The 16,435-nt window shown below is 52.9% G+C and carries 16 protein-coding genes and 1 pseudogene; 8 read left to right on the top strand and 9 right to left on the bottom strand.

From position 1 onward, the window contains the following. Nucleotides 1–141 precede the first annotated feature (141 nt). From ACGHZ6_RS22845 to ACGHZ6_RS22830, 4 genes and pseudogenes are all read left to right on the top strand, one after another. The gene (locus ACGHZ6_RS22845; RefSeq protein WP_390616373.1) at nt 142–381 is read left to right on the top strand and encodes a GrxA family glutaredoxin; all 240 of its coding nucleotides are present in this window, start codon (nt 142–144) and stop codon (nt 379–381) included. 60 nt (nt 382–441) lie between these two features. Next, nucleotides 442–1,122, top strand: a pseudogene (locus tag ACGHZ6_RS22840) (methyl-accepting chemotaxis protein); the annotation flags it as partial. 27 nt (nt 1,123–1,149) lie between these two features. Then, complete coding sequence (locus tag ACGHZ6_RS22835) at nt 1,150–1,527, top strand: CZB domain-containing protein (RefSeq protein WP_390619206.1); 378 nt, start codon at nt 1,150–1,152, stop codon at nt 1,525–1,527. Nucleotides 1,528–1,605: 78 nt separating this feature from the next. Beyond that, nucleotides 1,606–2,631 (top strand): AraC family transcriptional regulator ligand-binding domain-containing protein, encoded by a 1,026-nt coding sequence (locus ACGHZ6_RS22830; protein ID WP_390616372.1) that lies wholly within the window; start codon nt 1,606–1,608, stop codon nt 2,629–2,631. Nucleotides 2,632–2,822: 191 nt separating this feature from the next. On the opposite strand, the gene ACGHZ6_RS22825 is transcribed toward ACGHZ6_RS22830, so the two are convergent. Beyond that, complete coding sequence (locus ACGHZ6_RS22825; RefSeq protein ID WP_390616371.1) at nt 2,823–3,263, bottom strand: DUF6210 family protein; 441 nt, start codon at nt 3,261–3,263, stop codon at nt 2,823–2,825. 91 nt (nt 3,264–3,354) lie between these two features. Between ACGHZ6_RS22825 and ACGHZ6_RS22820 the strand changes: the two genes are divergently transcribed. Beyond that, the gene (locus ACGHZ6_RS22820; protein WP_390616370.1) at nt 3,355–4,005 is read left to right on the top strand and encodes a trypsin-like peptidase domain-containing protein; all 651 of its coding nucleotides are present in this window, start codon (nt 3,355–3,357) and stop codon (nt 4,003–4,005) included. On the opposite strand, the gene ACGHZ6_RS22815 is transcribed toward ACGHZ6_RS22820, so the two are convergent. The 8 genes from ACGHZ6_RS22815 to ACGHZ6_RS22780 all read right to left on the bottom strand — a co-directional run bounded on the left by ACGHZ6_RS22815 (nt 3,992) and on the right by ACGHZ6_RS22780 (nt 13,141). Further along, the gene (locus ACGHZ6_RS22815) at nt 3,992–4,432 is read right to left on the bottom strand and encodes an acyl-CoA thioesterase (RefSeq protein ID WP_390616369.1); all 441 of its coding nucleotides are present in this window, start codon (nt 4,430–4,432) and stop codon (nt 3,992–3,994) included. The two genes, ACGHZ6_RS22820 and ACGHZ6_RS22815, sit on opposite strands and share 14 nt — an antisense overlap. A 231-nt stretch (nt 4,433–4,663) precedes the next feature. Next, nucleotides 4,664–6,082: a nitrogen regulation protein NR(I) gene (glnG, locus tag ACGHZ6_RS22810; RefSeq protein WP_390616368.1), complete on the bottom strand. Its 1,419-nt coding sequence runs from the start codon at nt 6,080–6,082 to the stop codon at nt 4,664–4,666. Then, complete coding sequence (glnL, locus tag ACGHZ6_RS22805; RefSeq protein ID WP_390616367.1) at nt 6,069–7,169, bottom strand: nitrogen regulation protein NR(II); 1,101 nt, start codon at nt 7,167–7,169, stop codon at nt 6,069–6,071. The genes glnG and glnL overlap by 14 nt, the downstream gene beginning before the upstream one ends. Nucleotides 7,170–7,544: 375 nt before the next feature. After that, nucleotides 7,545–8,123 (bottom strand): DUF4124 domain-containing protein, encoded by a 579-nt coding sequence (locus ACGHZ6_RS22800; RefSeq protein WP_390616366.1) that lies wholly within the window; start codon nt 8,121–8,123, stop codon nt 7,545–7,547. 208 nt (nt 8,124–8,331) lie between these two features. Continuing rightward, the gene (gene glnA, locus ACGHZ6_RS22795; protein WP_390616365.1) at nt 8,332–9,744 is read right to left on the bottom strand and encodes a glutamate--ammonia ligase; all 1,413 of its coding nucleotides are present in this window, start codon (nt 9,742–9,744) and stop codon (nt 8,332–8,334) included. A 246-nt stretch (nt 9,745–9,990) separates the two neighbouring features. Then, nucleotides 9,991–11,007, bottom strand: a complete 1,017-nt coding sequence (locus ACGHZ6_RS22790; RefSeq protein WP_390616364.1) for a glutamine synthetase beta-grasp domain-containing protein — start codon at nt 11,005–11,007, stop codon at nt 9,991–9,993. A 361-nt stretch (nt 11,008–11,368) separates the two neighbouring features. Continuing rightward, the gene (locus ACGHZ6_RS22785) at nt 11,369–12,160 is read right to left on the bottom strand and encodes a PP2C family protein-serine/threonine phosphatase (protein WP_390616363.1); all 792 of its coding nucleotides are present in this window, start codon (nt 12,158–12,160) and stop codon (nt 11,369–11,371) included. Next, nucleotides 12,161–13,141, bottom strand: coding sequence for a serine/threonine protein kinase (locus tag ACGHZ6_RS22780; protein ID WP_390616362.1), 981 nt, complete (start codon nt 13,139–13,141; stop codon nt 12,161–12,163). A 213-nt stretch (nt 13,142–13,354) separates the two neighbouring features. Between ACGHZ6_RS22780 and thiI the strand changes: the two genes are divergently transcribed. From thiI to ACGHZ6_RS22765, 3 genes are all read left to right on the top strand, one after another. Continuing rightward, nucleotides 13,355–14,830 (top strand): tRNA uracil 4-sulfurtransferase ThiI, encoded by a 1,476-nt coding sequence (gene thiI / locus ACGHZ6_RS22775; protein WP_390616361.1) that lies wholly within the window; start codon nt 13,355–13,357, stop codon nt 14,828–14,830. A 9-nt stretch (nt 14,831–14,839) separates the two neighbouring features. Beyond that, nucleotides 14,840–15,310, top strand: a complete 471-nt coding sequence (locus ACGHZ6_RS22770; protein ID WP_390616360.1) for a hypothetical protein — start codon at nt 14,840–14,842, stop codon at nt 15,308–15,310. Nucleotides 15,311–15,390: 80 nt separating this feature from the next. Further along, nucleotides 15,391–16,434 carry a spermidine/putrescine ABC transporter substrate-binding protein gene (locus tag ACGHZ6_RS22765; RefSeq protein ID WP_390616359.1) on the top strand — a complete coding sequence of 348 codons (1,044 nt, stop codon included), beginning with the start codon at nt 15,391–15,393 and terminating at the stop codon, nt 16,432–16,434. Nucleotide 16,435 lies beyond the last annotated feature (1 nt).

The following is a 16,435-nucleotide window of genomic DNA, read 5'->3' as shown; positions in this document are numbered from 1 at the left end:
CCTTACTGGTAGCTCTGGTTGACGTTGCTTATTAAATATTAGCTATCAGATGGTTAGTTTTAATTGTTTGGATTGTTAGTTGTGGGTAACCGTAGAATGGACCTCAAGTTATCAACAAGCGTTATCCACAGGAGCATTCCTATGAGTCGTTACACCCTTTTTGGTCATCAGCAGTGTGGTTTTTGCCGTCGGGCGAAGGAAGAGTTGGAGCGTCGCGAGTTACCTTTCCGCTATGTGGATATTCACGAGGAAGGTATTTCCAAGGCTGACCTGTCCAAGACCATTGGGCGTGAGGTGAATACCGTGCCGCAGATCTTCCACGGCCAGACCTATATCGGTGGTTATGAGGCCTTGATGGAGCACTTGAATCAGGCGGCGTGATTCAAGGTGGTGCAAGTTCAGCCGATAGACTGGCAACGATCAGTCTATTGGTGAGGCAGCATGCTAGTAAGAAGTAGCTTATATCAGGAAAGCCTGGACAAAACAGATGAATTGGAAAGGCGCTGTAACCAGCAAGAGCAGGCGCTAGCGCGCGCTGACCAGCGCATCGCTGAGCTGGAGGCACAATTGGCGGCTCAGTCTGAGGCCGAGAGTGATCTGGGTGTGATGCGCCTGGCGGTGGACGGTATGGCGCCACTCGGCGGTATCCGTGAGCGCATTGCCAGCATGGCCAATAACCTGCTGACAGAACGCGATGTGATCCTCAACTCTGCCGCTCTGTATGACCAGTCTTCTGCCAATATGCGTACCCTTACTGAGGGGCTGGGGAATGTCAGCACCGAGGTGAGTGTTACTCATCAGGGGATTTCCCAGCTGCGTGGTGCCGCTGAAGAGATTACCCAGTTTGTGGGTATCATCAATAATATTTCCGAGCAGACTAACCTGTTGGCCCTGAATGCGGCCATTGAGGCGGCCCGTGCCGGTGAGCAGGGCCGGGGTTTTGCCGTGGTGGCCGATGAGGTGCGTACCCTGGCCAAGCGTGCCAGTGAGGCCAGTGCCGAGATCGCCAAGCTGGTTAGTGAGATTGATCGCAGCACGCAGGCGGCGGACGAGAGTATTTCTGCAACGTTTAGCAATTGCGAAACCATGCTGGAAAACGCTACGGAAACCAGTGACTCGCTGGATAAGCTGATCGTTTTTTCCCGTTCCATGCACGAGACCATTACCCAGGAAGCCATGGCCAGCTTTATGGAGACGGTTAAGCTCGACCACATGGCCTGGAAGCAGGATGTCTACCAGCGCTGGCTCAACCATAAGGGGGCCAACGGTGAGGTGGCTGACCATCATCAGTGTCGACTCGGCCATTGGTATTATCAGGGCGATGGTGCAGAGCACTACCGTGGCTTGCCCAGTTACGGGGCGTTGGAGAAGCCTCATGCGGCTGTTCACCAAAGTGGATTACAGGCATTGGATGCCTTATCAGCCGGCAGTTTGGACAATTCCATTGATGCTTTGGGACAAATGGAACAAGCCAGTGACCAGACAATCACTATTCTAACGCGGCTTGGCCAGGAAATTGGCGAATAAGACTTAAGTCGAAAGACATAAAAGCGCTCACTTTTGGTAGACTTAGCCGGAAACGGTTTTTTCAGGTGAGCATGCTTTATGGCAACCATTGGTTCCCACTATATTCGTACTGCTATGGGCGGTGCCCGTATTCGTGGTTTGGATACCCGAGCGCTGTTACGTCAGGCGCGTATTCCGGAAAAGCCTGTCTCCGATCCCAATGCCCGTTTCCATGTTGATCTGGTTGCCCGTCTTTACGATTCCATTGGTAAAGAGCTCAATGATGAGCTGATGGGCTTTGCCGAGCGCCCCATTAAGGCCGGTACCTTTGCCCTGATGGCCGACTATGTGTCGCGTGCGAAAACTCTGGAAGAAATGCTGCAGATGGGGATCCGGTTCTATAACCAGATCACCGATGAATTACAGATGTCGCTCGACTATGAAGACGAGCATGTGTATTTCACCTCGGAATTCCGCCGCCCTGAGCTCGATTTCGAGCACTTTATGATTGAGTACTGGCATGTAAGCTGGCACCGGTTTGCCAGTTGGTATATTGGCCGACCCATTAAGTTGGTGGGGGCTTACATTAACTACACGCCGCTGGATCCGGAAGAGTTTGAGTTTTTGTTCCGCTGTCCGACCTATCTGAAGAGTAAATATAATCGCCTGGTGTTCCACCGTGATTATTTGAAGCTACCCTTGGTGAAAAACCACCGCGAGTTGCAGGTGTTCCTGAAGCGGGCGCCGATTGATTTGCTGACCATTCCCGGTGAGGACACAAGTCTTACCGCGCGCATCAATCAGATGTTGCAGCCGCGGGATAATGAAATTCTCAAATTACCCAACTCTGATGAGGTGGCCCAGCGGTTGGGGATCAGTGAGCAAACCTTACGACGCAAGCTCAGTGCCGAGGGGATTAGTTATCAGCAGATTAAGGATAACTTGCGCAGTGACTTGGCCAATAAGCTGTTGGCTAACCGCAGTTTGACGATTGGCCAGGTGGCCAAGCAGTTGAATTTTAGTGAGCCGCGGGCGTTTACCCGGGCGTTTAAGCAGTGGTCTGGGTTGACGCCAAGGGAGTATCGGGCGGAGCGGTTGGCTCGGGGCAAGGTGTTTGGGTACTAAGAAGATTAGGTATTGCGAGTTTTAGAGTTCTAAATTAGCTTCGTGGCGCTTGCGATCCCTTATTGCCTTCCAAGACACGCTTTGCGCCATCCATGGCCGCTCTGCGTCGGCGTCCTGCCTCCGAAGGTCTTGGAAGGCAATAAGGGATCCCAAGCTTCAGTCCACGTATTTTTTCTTAAGGCGTTTCTGTTTTAGCTGTTATAGCGATTGGGCCAAGTAAGTACAGCTTTCACTTCATCGGTAAACCCTTGTAGCTGACTGAAATCTCCCTGGCCTTCGGCCAATACATAAATCCATCCCGCGCTACTTTCAGCCAAGCGGCTTCGATCCACTCGAATCACATCACTCGATGATACTTGCTGCAGAACATAATCAATATCGTTGGCCAATGTTGGTGTAATTGTCTGTTGAGCTTTGTCCTGTTGTGGCTTGCAGAGCTCACCCAGTTGCGCATCGAGGTATTCTTCCCGCGTGGCATCAGGCATTGGGTCATTGCTTAGGGGCACAAAAGCGCCTTCGGCTTCTTGGGTGAGGCAGTCGATGCCGCCGGTCCAGTTAAACAGACTAATACCGGTGGGCAGCAATAAAATTAAACCCGCCTGTTCCAGGTTGTATAAACACAACTTTTGCATGTGGCTCACGTCTTTTTTAAGCAAAGCGGCAGTGTACCCAATTGTGAGCTAGCTTTAACAGAGAGCGGTTACGCTTTTCTGGAGGCGCCGAGTGGGTTTATTCAGGTTTCTGTTTGCTGTTGCGTTTTTTGCGGGTAGTGCGATTTTGTGGGCGGCTGATTGTAAACAGCAAACTGTCGACGCCTTTGTGGTGAAGGTGCACACGGGGGGTGATGTTTTCGCGTCGGGTATACGCATTAATCCTGAGCAGGTGGTGACGGTTTTACATGCCTTGCCGGTGGCGGCTGAGTTATACGTGTCGCTGGGCGGCCTGCGGCTAAAGGCTGAACTGGCTGATAGCCATCAGGCTTATGATCTGGCCTTGCTGACGCTTAGCTCTGAGCAGCCTTTGCCAGAAATAGCTGCTTATCCGCGCATGTTGTATCGCGGTCTACGGCAGCAGGAGTCTGTATGGGCTGCTGGGGTTTCGCCCCAAGGTGTGCAGTTGCGGCAAGGTGTTTTTCTGCGGCAAAAGTTAAGTGGCGTGCTTTCCAGTGCTGATATTGAGGGCGGCTTTTCCGGCGGGCCTTTGTTGGCCTGCCATCGCGGGGAGTGGATGGTTGCGGGTTTGTTGCGATCTTATCGTGTGGGTGTGGAGCGGGGACAACTGCAGCGCCGGGGTATCTCTACCGCGACGCCAGCAACAGCGTTGGTGAAGTTTTTGTTTTTATCTGAGCCGCAGTGGGCGGCTACTCCGCAATAACTTGGGTTTCCAATTTGGCTTTAAGTTCGGCCGGGAAGGTGGCTTTCTGGCCTTGGTTGTAATCGTAAAACACGATTTTGCCGTCGCCTTCGGCAGCCACGCGGTTAAGTTTTTCGCTTACCACGGTGTAGATGTGGGTAAAGCGATCATCGCCCAGGTCTTTTACTTTTACGCCGATATGGACGGTATCCGGGAATTCCAGTGGGGCTTTAAAGCGGCAGCGGGTTTCGCCCAGTATGGGGCCCAGGTTGTGTTCTTTCATTAACTGGTTGATGCCCAGTTCTTCAAAGTGTGCCAGGCGCGCGTGTTCGAAGTAGCGAAAGTATTCGGTGTTGTTGACGTGGTTGAAGGCATCCATTTCGCCCCAGGTGACCTTGTGGGTGTAGACCAGTGGGTAGTCTTTTAGCAGGGGATGGGTGTTGCTCATGGTGCCTCCGGTAAGTGTTGTTTCTATATAGCTTAGCGGGTGCACTCTACCGGTTGTGGCGGGCAGACTGAAGGGTTGTTTGTATCAGAATCTAGGGCAATTTTGCCTATTGGGGGGATTGTTTATTGAGTTGGGTGGTAAGGCGCCGGGGTACGACCCGCAGGGTCGGACCCCTACCTATGTGGCAGCGTCGGGGTCTGACCCTGCGGGTCAGACCCCATTAAGTACACGTTATTCTTCGTTACCTTCCACCATATCCAGCTCTTTGAGCTTGCGGGTCAGGGTGTTGCGGCCCCAGCCCAGCAGGTTGGCGGCATCGCGTTTACGCCCAGCGGTGTGCTTAAGGGCGGTTTCGATCAAAGCGCGCTCAAAGGTAGGCACGGCTTCTGACAAGATATCGTGCTGACCGCGAGCCAGTGCCTGATCGGCCCAGTGGCGTAAGGCTTTGTCCCAATCGCCGGAGGGGGATTCGGTTTCGTTGCGCTCGAGTAACTCTGGCGGCAAGTCTTCGATATGCACTTCACGGCCGGAGGCCATAACGGTAATCCAGCGGCAGGTGTTTTCCAGCTGACGCACGTTGCCGGGCCAGTCGAGACTGCACAGGTAGTTCTCGGTGGCAGGCAGCAGGATTTTGGTTTCTACACCCAGCTCGTTGGCAGCGGTGTGGAAGAAGTGTTGGGCCAGCTTGGGCACATCTTCACGACGATCGCCCAGTTTCGGGATATGGATACGAATTACGTTGAGGCGGTGGAATAAATCCTCACGGAAGCGGTTGTCTTCTACCAGGCCTTCGAGGTTTTGGTGGGTCGCGGCGATGATACGCACGTCGACTTTTACCGGGGTGTGACCGCCCACGCGGTAGAACTCGCCGTCGGCCAGTACACGCAATAAACGGGTTTGGGTTTCGGCGGGCATATCACCGATTTCATCCAGGAACAGGGTACCGCCGTTGGCTTGCTCGAAGCGGCCCTGACGCTGACCACCGGCACCGGTAAAGGCGCCTTTTTCGTGACCGAATAATTCCGATTCAATCAGGTCGCGGGGAATGGCGGCCATGTTCAACGCGATAAAGGTGTTGTCGCGGCGCGGGCTGTGACGGTGCAGGGCGCGGGCTACCAGTTCTTTACCGGTACCGGATTCACCGTTAATCAGTACGGTGATATTGGATTGTGACAGGCGACCAATTGCGCGAAACACTTCCTGCATAGCCGGTGCTTCACCGATAATTTCGGTGGCCATCTCCGGCTCGGCAGCGGTGACTTCTTCCTGCATTTGCTCTTCGGCGTGGGCCAGGGCGCGTTTCACTACCGCCACGGCTTCATCGACATCGAAAGGTTTGGGCAGGTATTCAAAAGCGCCACCCTGATAAGCAGAAACTGCACTGTCGAGGTCGGAGTGGGCGGTCATGATGATTACCGGCAGGCCAGGTACCTGCTCGGTCATATTTTTCAGCAGGCTCAGGCCGTCAATACCGGGCATGCGGATATCGGTAATCACCACATCGGGTTTTTCGCTGCCCAGTTGTTGCAGAGCTTTATCACCGGTTTCAAACGAGGTGATTTTGATACCTTCCTGCTGCAAGCTGCGCTCAAGTACCCAGCGAATGGAGCGGTCGTCATCAATGATCCAAACGTGATTAGGCTTCTGCATGGTTGTCTTCCGATTTGAGGTCCGATTTGTGTTCTAAGGGTAAGTAGATCGTAAATTTGGTTTGCCCCGGGCGGCTGTCGCATTCGATCAGGCCGTGGTGCTGTTGTATCAGGTGCTGGGAGATTGCCAGGCCCAGGCCGGTGCCTTCGGCGCGGCCGCTGATCATGGGGTAGAAGATATCCTCGATCAGCTCTGGCGGAATACCGGGGCCGTTGTCGACAATTTCTACGCGACACACCAGATTGTGGTGGGTGCGGCCAATGGTGAACTGGCGCTGGATACGAGTGCGCATCACGATTTCGCCTGATTCATTTAAGCCAGCTTCCTGCAGGGCCTGCATGGCGTTGCGGATAATGTTCAGCAACGCCTGCACCAATTGTTCTTTATCGCCGGGGAATTCGGGAATACTGGGGTCGTAGTCGCGCTTCAGGCGTACGCTCTCGCCAGCTTCCACTTTGATCACGCTGGCAACATGTTCCAGCACTTCGTGAATATTGGTTTCCGTAAACTTCAGCGGCTGACGTGGGCCCAGCATGCGGTCGACCAGGTTTTTCAGCCGATCGACTTCACTGATGATGATCTGGGTAAATTCGTCGAGTGATTTGTCGTGCAGCTCGCGTTCCAGCAACTGGGCTGCGCCACGAATCCCGCCCAGCGGGTTTTTAATTTCGTGTGCCATGCTGCGCACCAGGTTACGGGTGGTTTCCTGGGAGGAGATCAGCGCCTCTTCGCGGCTGATACGCAACAGGCGGTCCAGCGAGTGGATTTCAATGGTCAGGCCTTCGCTTTCGGGTAGCGGGGTTACCGAATAGTCGACGGTCAACTTCTTGCCCGTATGCAGTTGCCAGTGGGCCTGGCGCTTGGTGTAGTTGTGCGATTGCTCGGCGGCGAGTTGCATCTCGTCACCGGTGTGTTGGCCTTCGCGGAAGTAGTGCACCAATGGGGTGCCATGCACTTGACTGAAACTGATAGCCAGCAGCATTTCCGCCGCAGGGTTCATATGGCGTATACGCAGTTGATTGTCGACCAACACCACAGCCGTATTGAGGCTGTCTATCAGGTGTCTGTAGTTTGGATCTGTGGCCATAGTGTCAGTTGTTGTTTTAGAACCCAGCATAAATGTGTGCGTGCCTCATGGCAGTACCTAGAACTTGCAAAAAGCGAACCAAGACGACAGTTTTTGCCCTATATCTGTGATTGTAGCTATGTTGCCTAGGCAATTAGATTAAAGTTTGTGTGATAAAGGAGTATTGTAGTGCATTAAATCGGGGCGCTGCGCTTAAATCGCGCACTAATTATAGGGGGATTTGTTGTGGTGGCTTTTGGTTGTGCTTGCGGGCGGTCAAAAAGTGGGCGTTGTGGATAGGTGGGTTAGACCTGAGTGACTCATTGAGGTGAAGGTCAAAAAGGAAGCACCATTTTGGTGCCTCCTGGTTTAAGAGGGCTTAGAGGTTTGAGGGTGTTAAGAGCTTGGCGTGGGTTTCGGTTTTGGAAATAGCACGCTGGGTCGCTGTACGTAGATGGTGACCGACTCTGAGCTACTGATGGTTTTGCCTTTTTTGTCGACTACGGCAGCTTTGATAGTGTGGGCGCCACGGTATACCTCTTTGAGGGTTTTGGAGGTGCCACTCATGGCTTCGCCCTGCTTGGCGCCATTCATATAGATTTGTACGCGGTGGTCTGCGTGCAGGCTGGGCTCTAAAGAGACGCTGACATTAACATCCCGCTGACCCATGGGGATTTGGGCTTCGTTGGTAGGGCTGGAAATACTGATTTTGTATTTCTCGGGGGCTGCGTCCTCTTCTTCCTGGTCAGTTGTTTCATCATCCGGGTTAGTGACTTCCGGCTGTTTGGGGGTGGCCAAAGGGGGGGTGGTGTTAGTCGGGCGCAGCTTTACTTCCTGGGATTCCTGGCCTTTGGGTGGCTGATCGGTGTAAATCACATTGCCATCTTCATCAATGGATTGGTAGATCTGGGCATTGAGCAGTAGCGGGCTGCTGGCCAGTAGCAATAGGGCAGACAGGGTTAGTGCGCGTTTCATGGCAAACTCCTTCTTGATTTGCTTAGCCTAGCGTTTTCGGGGGGGAGTTGCTAGCGATTGGGTCGCGGTTCTGGGGGTGGAGTTGATGCTTTGTATTTCGTGCTTCGTAGGTGGGGTCTGACCCGCAGGGTCAGACCCTGGATGCCAGGCAATAAAAAAGGGCCGCATGATGCGACCCTTTTTGATAGGTACTAGCTTAATCCGGGGATTAAACAGAGTAGTACATATCGAACTCAACAGGGTGAGTAGTGTGCTCAACGCGGTACACTTCTTCCATCTTCAGGTCGATGTAAGCATCGATCATGTCGTCAGTGAATACGTTGCCCTGAGTCAGGAACTCACGGTCAGCGGACAGAGCGTCCAGAGCTTCACGCAGAGAGCCGGCAACCTGAGGAATCTCAGCAGCTTCTTCAGCTGGCAGGTCGTACAGGTCTTTGTCAGCTGCATCGCCAGGGTGGATCTTGTTCTTAACACCGTCAAGGCCAGCCATCAGCATGGCAGCGAACATCAGGTATGGGTTAGCGGTAGGATCACCGAAGCGAGCTTCGATACGCTTGCCCTTAGGAGAAGCAACGTATGGGATACGGATAGAAGCAGAACGGTTACGGGCAGAGTAAGCCAGCATAACAGGTGCTTCGAAGCCTGGGATCAGACGCTTGTAGGAGTTGGTAGAAGCGTTAGCGAAAGCGTTCAGTGCTTTAGCGTGCTTGATGATACCACCGATGTAGAACAGAGCGGTGTCGCTCAGGCCAGCGTAGCCGTCACCAGCGAATTGGTTCTCGCCGTTCAGCCAGTAAGACTGGTGCAGGTGCATACCAGAACCGTTATCGCCAACAACTGGCTTAGGCATAAAGGTAGCCGTTTTGCCGTAGGCGTGAGCAACGTTGTGTACACAGTACTTGAGGATCTGTACTTCGTCAGCCTTGGCTACCAGAGTGTTGAACTTAACACCGATCTCACACTGACCAGCAGTACCCACTTCGTGGTGGTGTACTTCTACGTCCAGGCCCATTTGCTCCATGGCGCCACACATAGCAGCACGGATGTCGTGCAGGCTGTCGACTGGAGGTACTGGGAAGTAACCGCCTTTAACGCCTGGACGGTGGCCCATGTTGCCGTCGTTGAAGTCGTGAGAAGTTGCCCAAGCAGCTTCTTCAGAGTTGATTTTGTAGAAGGCACCGGACATGTCGGAGCCCCACTTGATGTCGTCAAATACGAAGAACTCTGGCTCAGGACCGAAGAAAGCAGTGTCGCCCAGACCGGTAGACTTCAGGTACTCTTCAGCGCGCTTGGCAACAGAACGTGGGTCACGCTCGTAACCTTGCATGGTAGAAGGCTCAACAACGTCACAACGAATGATAACCGTTGGCTCGTCGGTGAATGGGTCCAGGATAGCAGTGCTGTCGTCTGGCATCAGGATCATGTCAGACTCGTTAATGCCCTTCCAACCTTCGATGGATGAACCGTCGAACATTTTACCTTCTTCGAAGAAGTCAACGCCGTCGCCTACTTCAGAAACAGGGATAGATACGTGTTGCTCTTTACCCTTGGTGTCGGTGAAACGCAGGTCAACCCAGCGCGCTTCGCTCTCTTTGATCAGATTCAGAGTTTGCTCTGACATGTGTATGCTCCAAAATTGGCCAAGCCAACAGTGTGTTAAAAAGTATTACAGCGTGTTTAAAAGCGTGCCTAAAAACCGCGCTACAGAGAAAAGCATTCCTCGGGCCCTTCTTCATGGAGTCGCATTCTTCATGTTTTAGGGGCTGGACGCAAGGGAGGTGAGCCATAAAAGGGCAGGCAATAAAAAAGGCCAACCCCGTTAAGGGGCGGCCTTTTTGGAAAACTACTTAAAAATCAGCTAGATAGATTATACGCCAGCTTCATTGGTAGTTTTAACGATTGCAGCAGCAACCTTGTAAGGACATGCGTTAGACGCTGGACGACGGTCTTCCAAACGACCTTTCCAACCATCTTCAACAGTGCCAACAGGGATACGGATAGACGCGCCGCGGTCAGATACGCCGTAGCTGAACTCGTCGATAGACTGAGTTTCGTGGTGACCAGTCAGACGCTGATCGTTGTCTGCGCCGTAAACGCTGATGTGACGCTCGATGTTCTTACCAAACTCTTCACAGATCTTGGTGAATACAGCCTCGTCACCGTTCTCACGCATCGCCTTGTTAGAGAAGTTAGCGTGCATACCGGAACCGTTCCAGTCAGTGTTACCCAGAGGCTTAGGATGCCAATCGATAGCGTAGCCATATTTCTCAGCAGTACGCTCCAGCAGGTAGCGACCCAGCCAGATTTCGTCACCAGCGCGCTTGGCGCCTTTAGCGAAGATTTGGAATTCCCACTGACCAGCAGCAACTTCAGCGTTGATACCTTCAACGTTCAGGCCAGCTTCCAGACACAGGTCCAGGTGCTCTTCGATAACGTTACGGCCGTGTGCGTTGTTGGCACCTACTGAACAGTAGTAAGGACCTTGAGGACCAGGGTAACCGCCGGCTGGGAAACCTGCTGGCAGACCAGTATCTGTGTCGATCAGGAAGTACTCTTGCTCAAAACCGAACCAGAAATCTTCGTCGTCTTCGCCTTCTTCGATGGTGGCACGGCCGTTAGACTCGTGTGCGGTACCGTCAGCGTTCAGTACTTCAGTCATTACCAGGTAAGAGTTCTTACGATCTGGATCAGGAATGATCGCAACTGGCTTCAGTAAGCAGTCAGAATCGCCACCGTCAGCTTGCTCGGTAGAGGAACCGTCGAAAGACCACATTGGGCACTCTTCCAGGGTGCCTTGGAAGTTTTCGCGAACCATGGTTTTGCTACGCAGGCTTTGAGTTGGCTTGTAACCGTCAAGCCAGATGTATTCCAACTTAGTTTTCATCGTGAGTATCACTCCAATAAGTTTCTATTGAGTTTTGGGGGTCTCCCCCGGGATGGGGAAAACCCCGAAATATTCATGTGTGGTGTTTGTAGGCAAATTCTGTTCCAGCTTATCCAAAATGTTCGATAAGAAACCAGATTACGTCCAAAACAGCGCACAGCCGCGTTTATTCGAGCACTTTTTCGGGGCGAGAGGTTGAACGATGGAAGACTTCACAGGGAAATCAACGACACAATACGGATTTGCGCACCAGTATTGTGCTTGTTTGTTTGTGGTGCACCATATGTGTGCGCTGCAGTATCCTTGCTGTCAGTGCGGAAGTAAAAGCCGATTACGCCAAGTATCGTCAGCTAAAACTCAATCAGGTGCCATCAGCATCAACTACGATTGCAGTAATATTGTCGCGGCCGCCCTGATCCAATGCCTTATCTACCAAGGCTTTCACCGCTTCCTGCACCTCACCTTGTGTTAACAGTGATTGAAGCACTTCATCAGATAGCTCGTTATAGAGTCCATCACTGCAGAGCAGAAAGCGATCCCCCGCCTGAACCGGATCGAAATCGAGATCCAGATGCAGGGTTTGATGAACCCCCACGGCACGGGTGAGTACATGTGCTGAAGGATGTCTGGCCGCCTGCTTCGGTGTCAGCGCACCGCTGGCGATTTTGTCCTGGGCTACCGTGTGGTCACGGGTCAACAATGTCAGTTCGTCATTTCTCAAGCGATAGACCCGGCTATCACCGGCCCAAAACAGGAAACCGAAACCACCGTAGTAGTAGAGTGCCGCCACGGTAGAGCCAACCCGCTCGCCTTTGTTTTTAAAAGAGTTACGGCAATTCGCATGGGCTTCCCGCAAGCGGATTTCAATATCCCTGACGCAGCCGGCAATGCTGCTGGCCTTCATGTAGTGAAAAAAGGCATCGACGACGACACCGCTGGCATAATCACCGCGGGCAAGACCGCCCATGCCGTCAGCGACTGCCCACAGGCCTTGTTCTGAGTCGTTATAGAAGGCATCTTCGTTGACCTCCCGGACGCGGCCGACATCACTTAGAGCTGCACTACGCCAGGTGATGTCTGTGGTCGATTGGCACTTGTTCAGTTGGCACTGGGCTTCCAGCTCCACCAGCTGATTGAAATCGATGTAGGGCATCTAGCCTCCGTAAGTCCAGCCTTCCCTGAAGATGCGCAACACCTCATCCGCCGAGGTGGGGCGATCCTGAGGGTCTTTCTTTAGACAGCTCATGGTAAGTTCAGCTAGTTCATCCGGTATTCTGGCACTGGTCATATTGCGGGGGTCTGCGGGCACTTCATTGCGAACTTGCTCGAGAACCGTCCGCACCACATCCCCCTGAAACGGCGTAACGCCGGTGAGGATTTCATAAAGAATGGCCCCCAGGCTATACAGATCAGACTGACCGGCAATGCCCGGGTCGCGATCAATTTGCTCTGGCGACATATACATCACCGTGCCCTGTAATTTGCCTTCACCGGTCATGCCTTTACCGCTGAGTTTTGTATTGAGAGTGGCTTCCTCTATCAGGGACTCATCTTCCTTGAGTTCTTCCTTCTCGGACATATCCTTGTGCCAGACCTTGGCCAGCCCCCAGTCCAGTACCAGCACCTCACCATAGGGACCGATCAGAATGTTTTCTGGCTTGATATCGCGGTGCACTACACCACGTGAATGGGCATAACCCAATGCTCGCGCAACTTGCACCATCAGCTCCATGAGCTGGGTCAAGTCATAGCGCTCGCGATAGTCCAGCACTTCCCGCAAGGTGTAGCCGTGCACCAGTTTCATGGTGAAGTAATAGTGGCCACGATTATCGCGACCGATCTCATAGGTGGGGACAGTGTTGGGGTGTTGCAGCATCGCCGAAATGCGCGCCTCGCGCAGCAGTCGACGGGTTTCTATAGGGTCGCCAATAAACTCTGGTCTGAGTGTCTTGTAGCAAACTGTGCGGCGCAGATGCAGATCCCGACACGACTTGATCAGAGATTTGCCGCCCTTGGCAATCGTGCTGAAAAACGCATAGCGTGTTCTTGGGTTGAGCACTTCAGGCAACGGCTGATCGGTTTCTTCAGCATAAATTCGAGACTCCTCGACATTTTGCTGTGGAAATTCGTGCATGGATAACCCCTTTAATAGTGGACGCGATTCAATTATGCCATTGGAATCTTAAAAAGGCTTTCTTGATGCAAAAACGCGGCCGAACCTGTGTGCAGGTTGTGTGTTGTAACGATTTGGGGGTTTTTTAAATGTGCTGTTGGCGGCCTTCGGCTTGCTTTATAATCGCGCGTCTTAAATTAAAGTTCCTTATAAAAGTTCCAAAGAACCGCGACTATGCATTTTATTGTCAAACTCTTCCCTGAAATCACCATCAAGAGCGCACCGGTGCGCAAGCGCTTTACCAAGCAGCTCAAAGTCAACCTCAAGTCGTTGCTTAAGCCTCTGGATAGAGATATTCGGGTGACTCGCGAGTGGGACAAGATTGAAGTGCACGCCGAGAGCACTGGCAGACAGCTAACCGCCCAGGTGGCGGAGGTGTTGTCCCATACCCCAGGTGTGGCCAATTTCTCAGAAGTGGTGCCCTTCCCTCTACCGGATATGAGTGATTACGACTCAGCTGTAGAGGAAATGTACCAGCAGACCTTTAAGCTATGGGGCGATGCTCTGAAGGGCAAAACCTTTTGTGTGCGGGTCAAACGCGGCAATGTGCAGGGTTTTAAATCCATCGATGTAGAACGCTATATCGGTGGCGGCCTGAACCAGAATACCGAAGCGGCCGGGGTGAAGTTAAAGAACCCGGATATTACTGTGCACTTGGAAGTGCACAGTAACGCCTATTATGTGTTGCTGGATCGCAAACCGGGCCTGGGGGGCTTCCCACTGGGCTCGCAGGAGCCGGTACTGTCGCTGGTGTCCGGCGGCTTTGATTCCACCGTATCCAGCTATCTCACCATCAAGCGCGGTATTCGCACTCACTATTGCTTCTTTAACCTGGGTGGTCGAGCCCATGAGGTGGCGGTAAAGGAAATCGCTTACTACCTGTGGCAAAAATATGGTGCCTCCCACAAGGTCAAGTTTGTCACCATTCCGTTTGAGGGTGTGGTGGACGAAATCTTGCAGCAGGTGGATAACTCCCAGATGGGGGTGGTGCTCAAACGCATGATGTTACGTGCGGCCAGCAAGCTGGCGGAGATTATGGATATTCAGGCATTGGTCACCGGTGAGGCGATTGCCCAGGTGTCCAGCCAGACCTTGACCAACCTGACGGTGATCGATGAGGTGACTGACACATTGGTGTTACGCCCGCTGATTACCATGGATAAGGGCGATATTATCGAAACCTCGCGTAAGATCGGTACCGAGGATTTCTCGGCCAATATTCCCGAGTATTGCGGCGTGATTTCCCGCAAGCCGACCACCCGCGCCAAGCTTGATCGTATTCAGCACGAAGAGACCAAGTTCGATATGGCTGTACTGGAGCGCGCTATCGATGAGCGCCGTATGGTGGGCATTGATGAGGTGATCAATGACCTCGATGAGGACGTGCAAGTCGATCAGGTCGAGCAGGTCACCGGTAATCAGGTCATTGTGGATATCCGCCACCCGGATGAGGAAGAGTTGAAGCCGTTAACCCTGGAAGGTGTCGAGGTTATCAAGATTCCTTTCTTCCGCTTAAATACGGACTTCCCCGGTTTGGCGAAGGAAAAAGAATATCTGCTCTACTGTGAAAAGGGCATCATGAGTCAGTTACATGCGGCACACTTGAAAGATGCCGGTTATAAGAATTTGGGCGTTTATCGTCCGCAGTAGTGGGTAGTCATGAGTAAGGGGAAACAGAAAAAGCCAGGTATGTCAGCGGCTAAGCAGGGCATGTTGTTAGTGCTGGCGGCGTTGACCGTTATTGCCGTGTCGATATTTAGTACGCTGATCGTAAAGCAGCTGAGCTTCTCCAGCGATTCGGCTGGGCAGTACAAATATCGCGGCTTTAGTCTGGAAGAGGCACAGAAAGCCTGTGATGCCCACGCCCGCAATAATCTGGGGCGGCGCCTGCGGGTGCTGTCACTGGATCTGCATTCGACCCGCACCGATGAGGGGGCTGGGCGCCATAAGGTGTTTTTTGTGGCTGAAGTCTATGAGGACGAGCGCCGCAACGGGGTTCCCGAGGAGTTCTTTGTCACCTGTTACACCCGCACTGACAATGACCAGGTGACCACCTTCCAGTTAGCCAAGGATGAGGATTTTGTGCCCCAGGCTGTGCGCAAGCGCAGTGGTAATGCGTTTGGGATGTAAACCAACAGGTCATAATCCGTAGCCCGGCTTATACTTAATGCTAATTGTGGCTAGGTTAGTGTTCTGGGAGACCGTGATAGGTGCTGAAGGGTGTATTACTGCTGGTATTGAGCGGCTTGGCGACAGGGGTTGTCGGAGCGCAGCGCGAGTTGTTGGTTTATACCTGGCCGGAATATTTCGATCCCGGCCTTTTGACCGCATTCAGCGAGGAGTACCAGGTCAATGTCAGGGAGATCTGGTACAGCAGTGATAACCAAAAAGACAGTGACTTCTTCCTGCATTACCGGGACCAGATTGATATTGTTGTCGGTGCCGGACAGCTGTTTCACCCCTATCTAAAGGTCAATGCCCTGGCCCCCCTGCCAGCCGATCTAAAGGTTCCGGCGCTGGAGCCGGTTATTGCCAAATACCATCAAGAGCTGCTTAAGGTGGCGCTACCATTTACCTGGGGAACCCTGGGGGTGGCCTATCGTAGGGATCTGATGGTTGCCCCCGTTGAACGTTGGGTGGATGTATTGCGCCCGTCCGCTGCCTTGAAGGGAAAAATTACCATGTTGTCTGAGTCGCAGGATCTTTTCGAGATCGCGCGCCTGACGTTGGGCCTGTTACCGGATCAGACATCACAATCGGATCTTCGGGCCATCGAAAACCTTCTCCTGGCGCAGCACCCCTATGTCAACAGCTACCAATATATGGATCCGAGTAAACATGCCGGGCTGGTCAGTGGCCAGGTGAGTGTTGCGGCCATGTACAACGGTGATGCGTTAAGGTTGCAGGAGTGGAGTGAGCAAGTCGATTTTGTTGTGCCCGAGGAGGGCAGTGTGTTGTGGGTGGATTTTCTGGTGATTAATGCGCAGGCGCCAAACCGCAGTGCGGCTGAGGATTTTATACGTTTCTTTGCGCGACCGGAGGTGTCTGCACGCAACGCCGAGTATCTGCATTTTGCCTCGCCTTTTCAGGCGGCAAGCGCGCTGATCGCAGACGACATTCGCAATAATCCGCTGGTATATCCCCCGGCGCAAGTGATGAGCAAATTGGTTGTGCCGCCAGTTCCTGATGCGGAATTAAAGCGCTTTCAGAACACCCTTATGATGCGGCTAGTGCAGCAGTTGGAAAAGGATTAAC

Origin of the sequence: Maricurvus nonylphenolicus, assembly GCF_042854845.1 — a bacterium.
Classification (GTDB): domain Bacteria; phylum Pseudomonadota; class Gammaproteobacteria; order Pseudomonadales; family Cellvibrionaceae; genus Maricurvus; species Maricurvus nonylphenolicus.
Note: the sequence above shows the minus strand (reverse complement) of the source record. Positions and strands in the feature narration are given on the sequence as shown.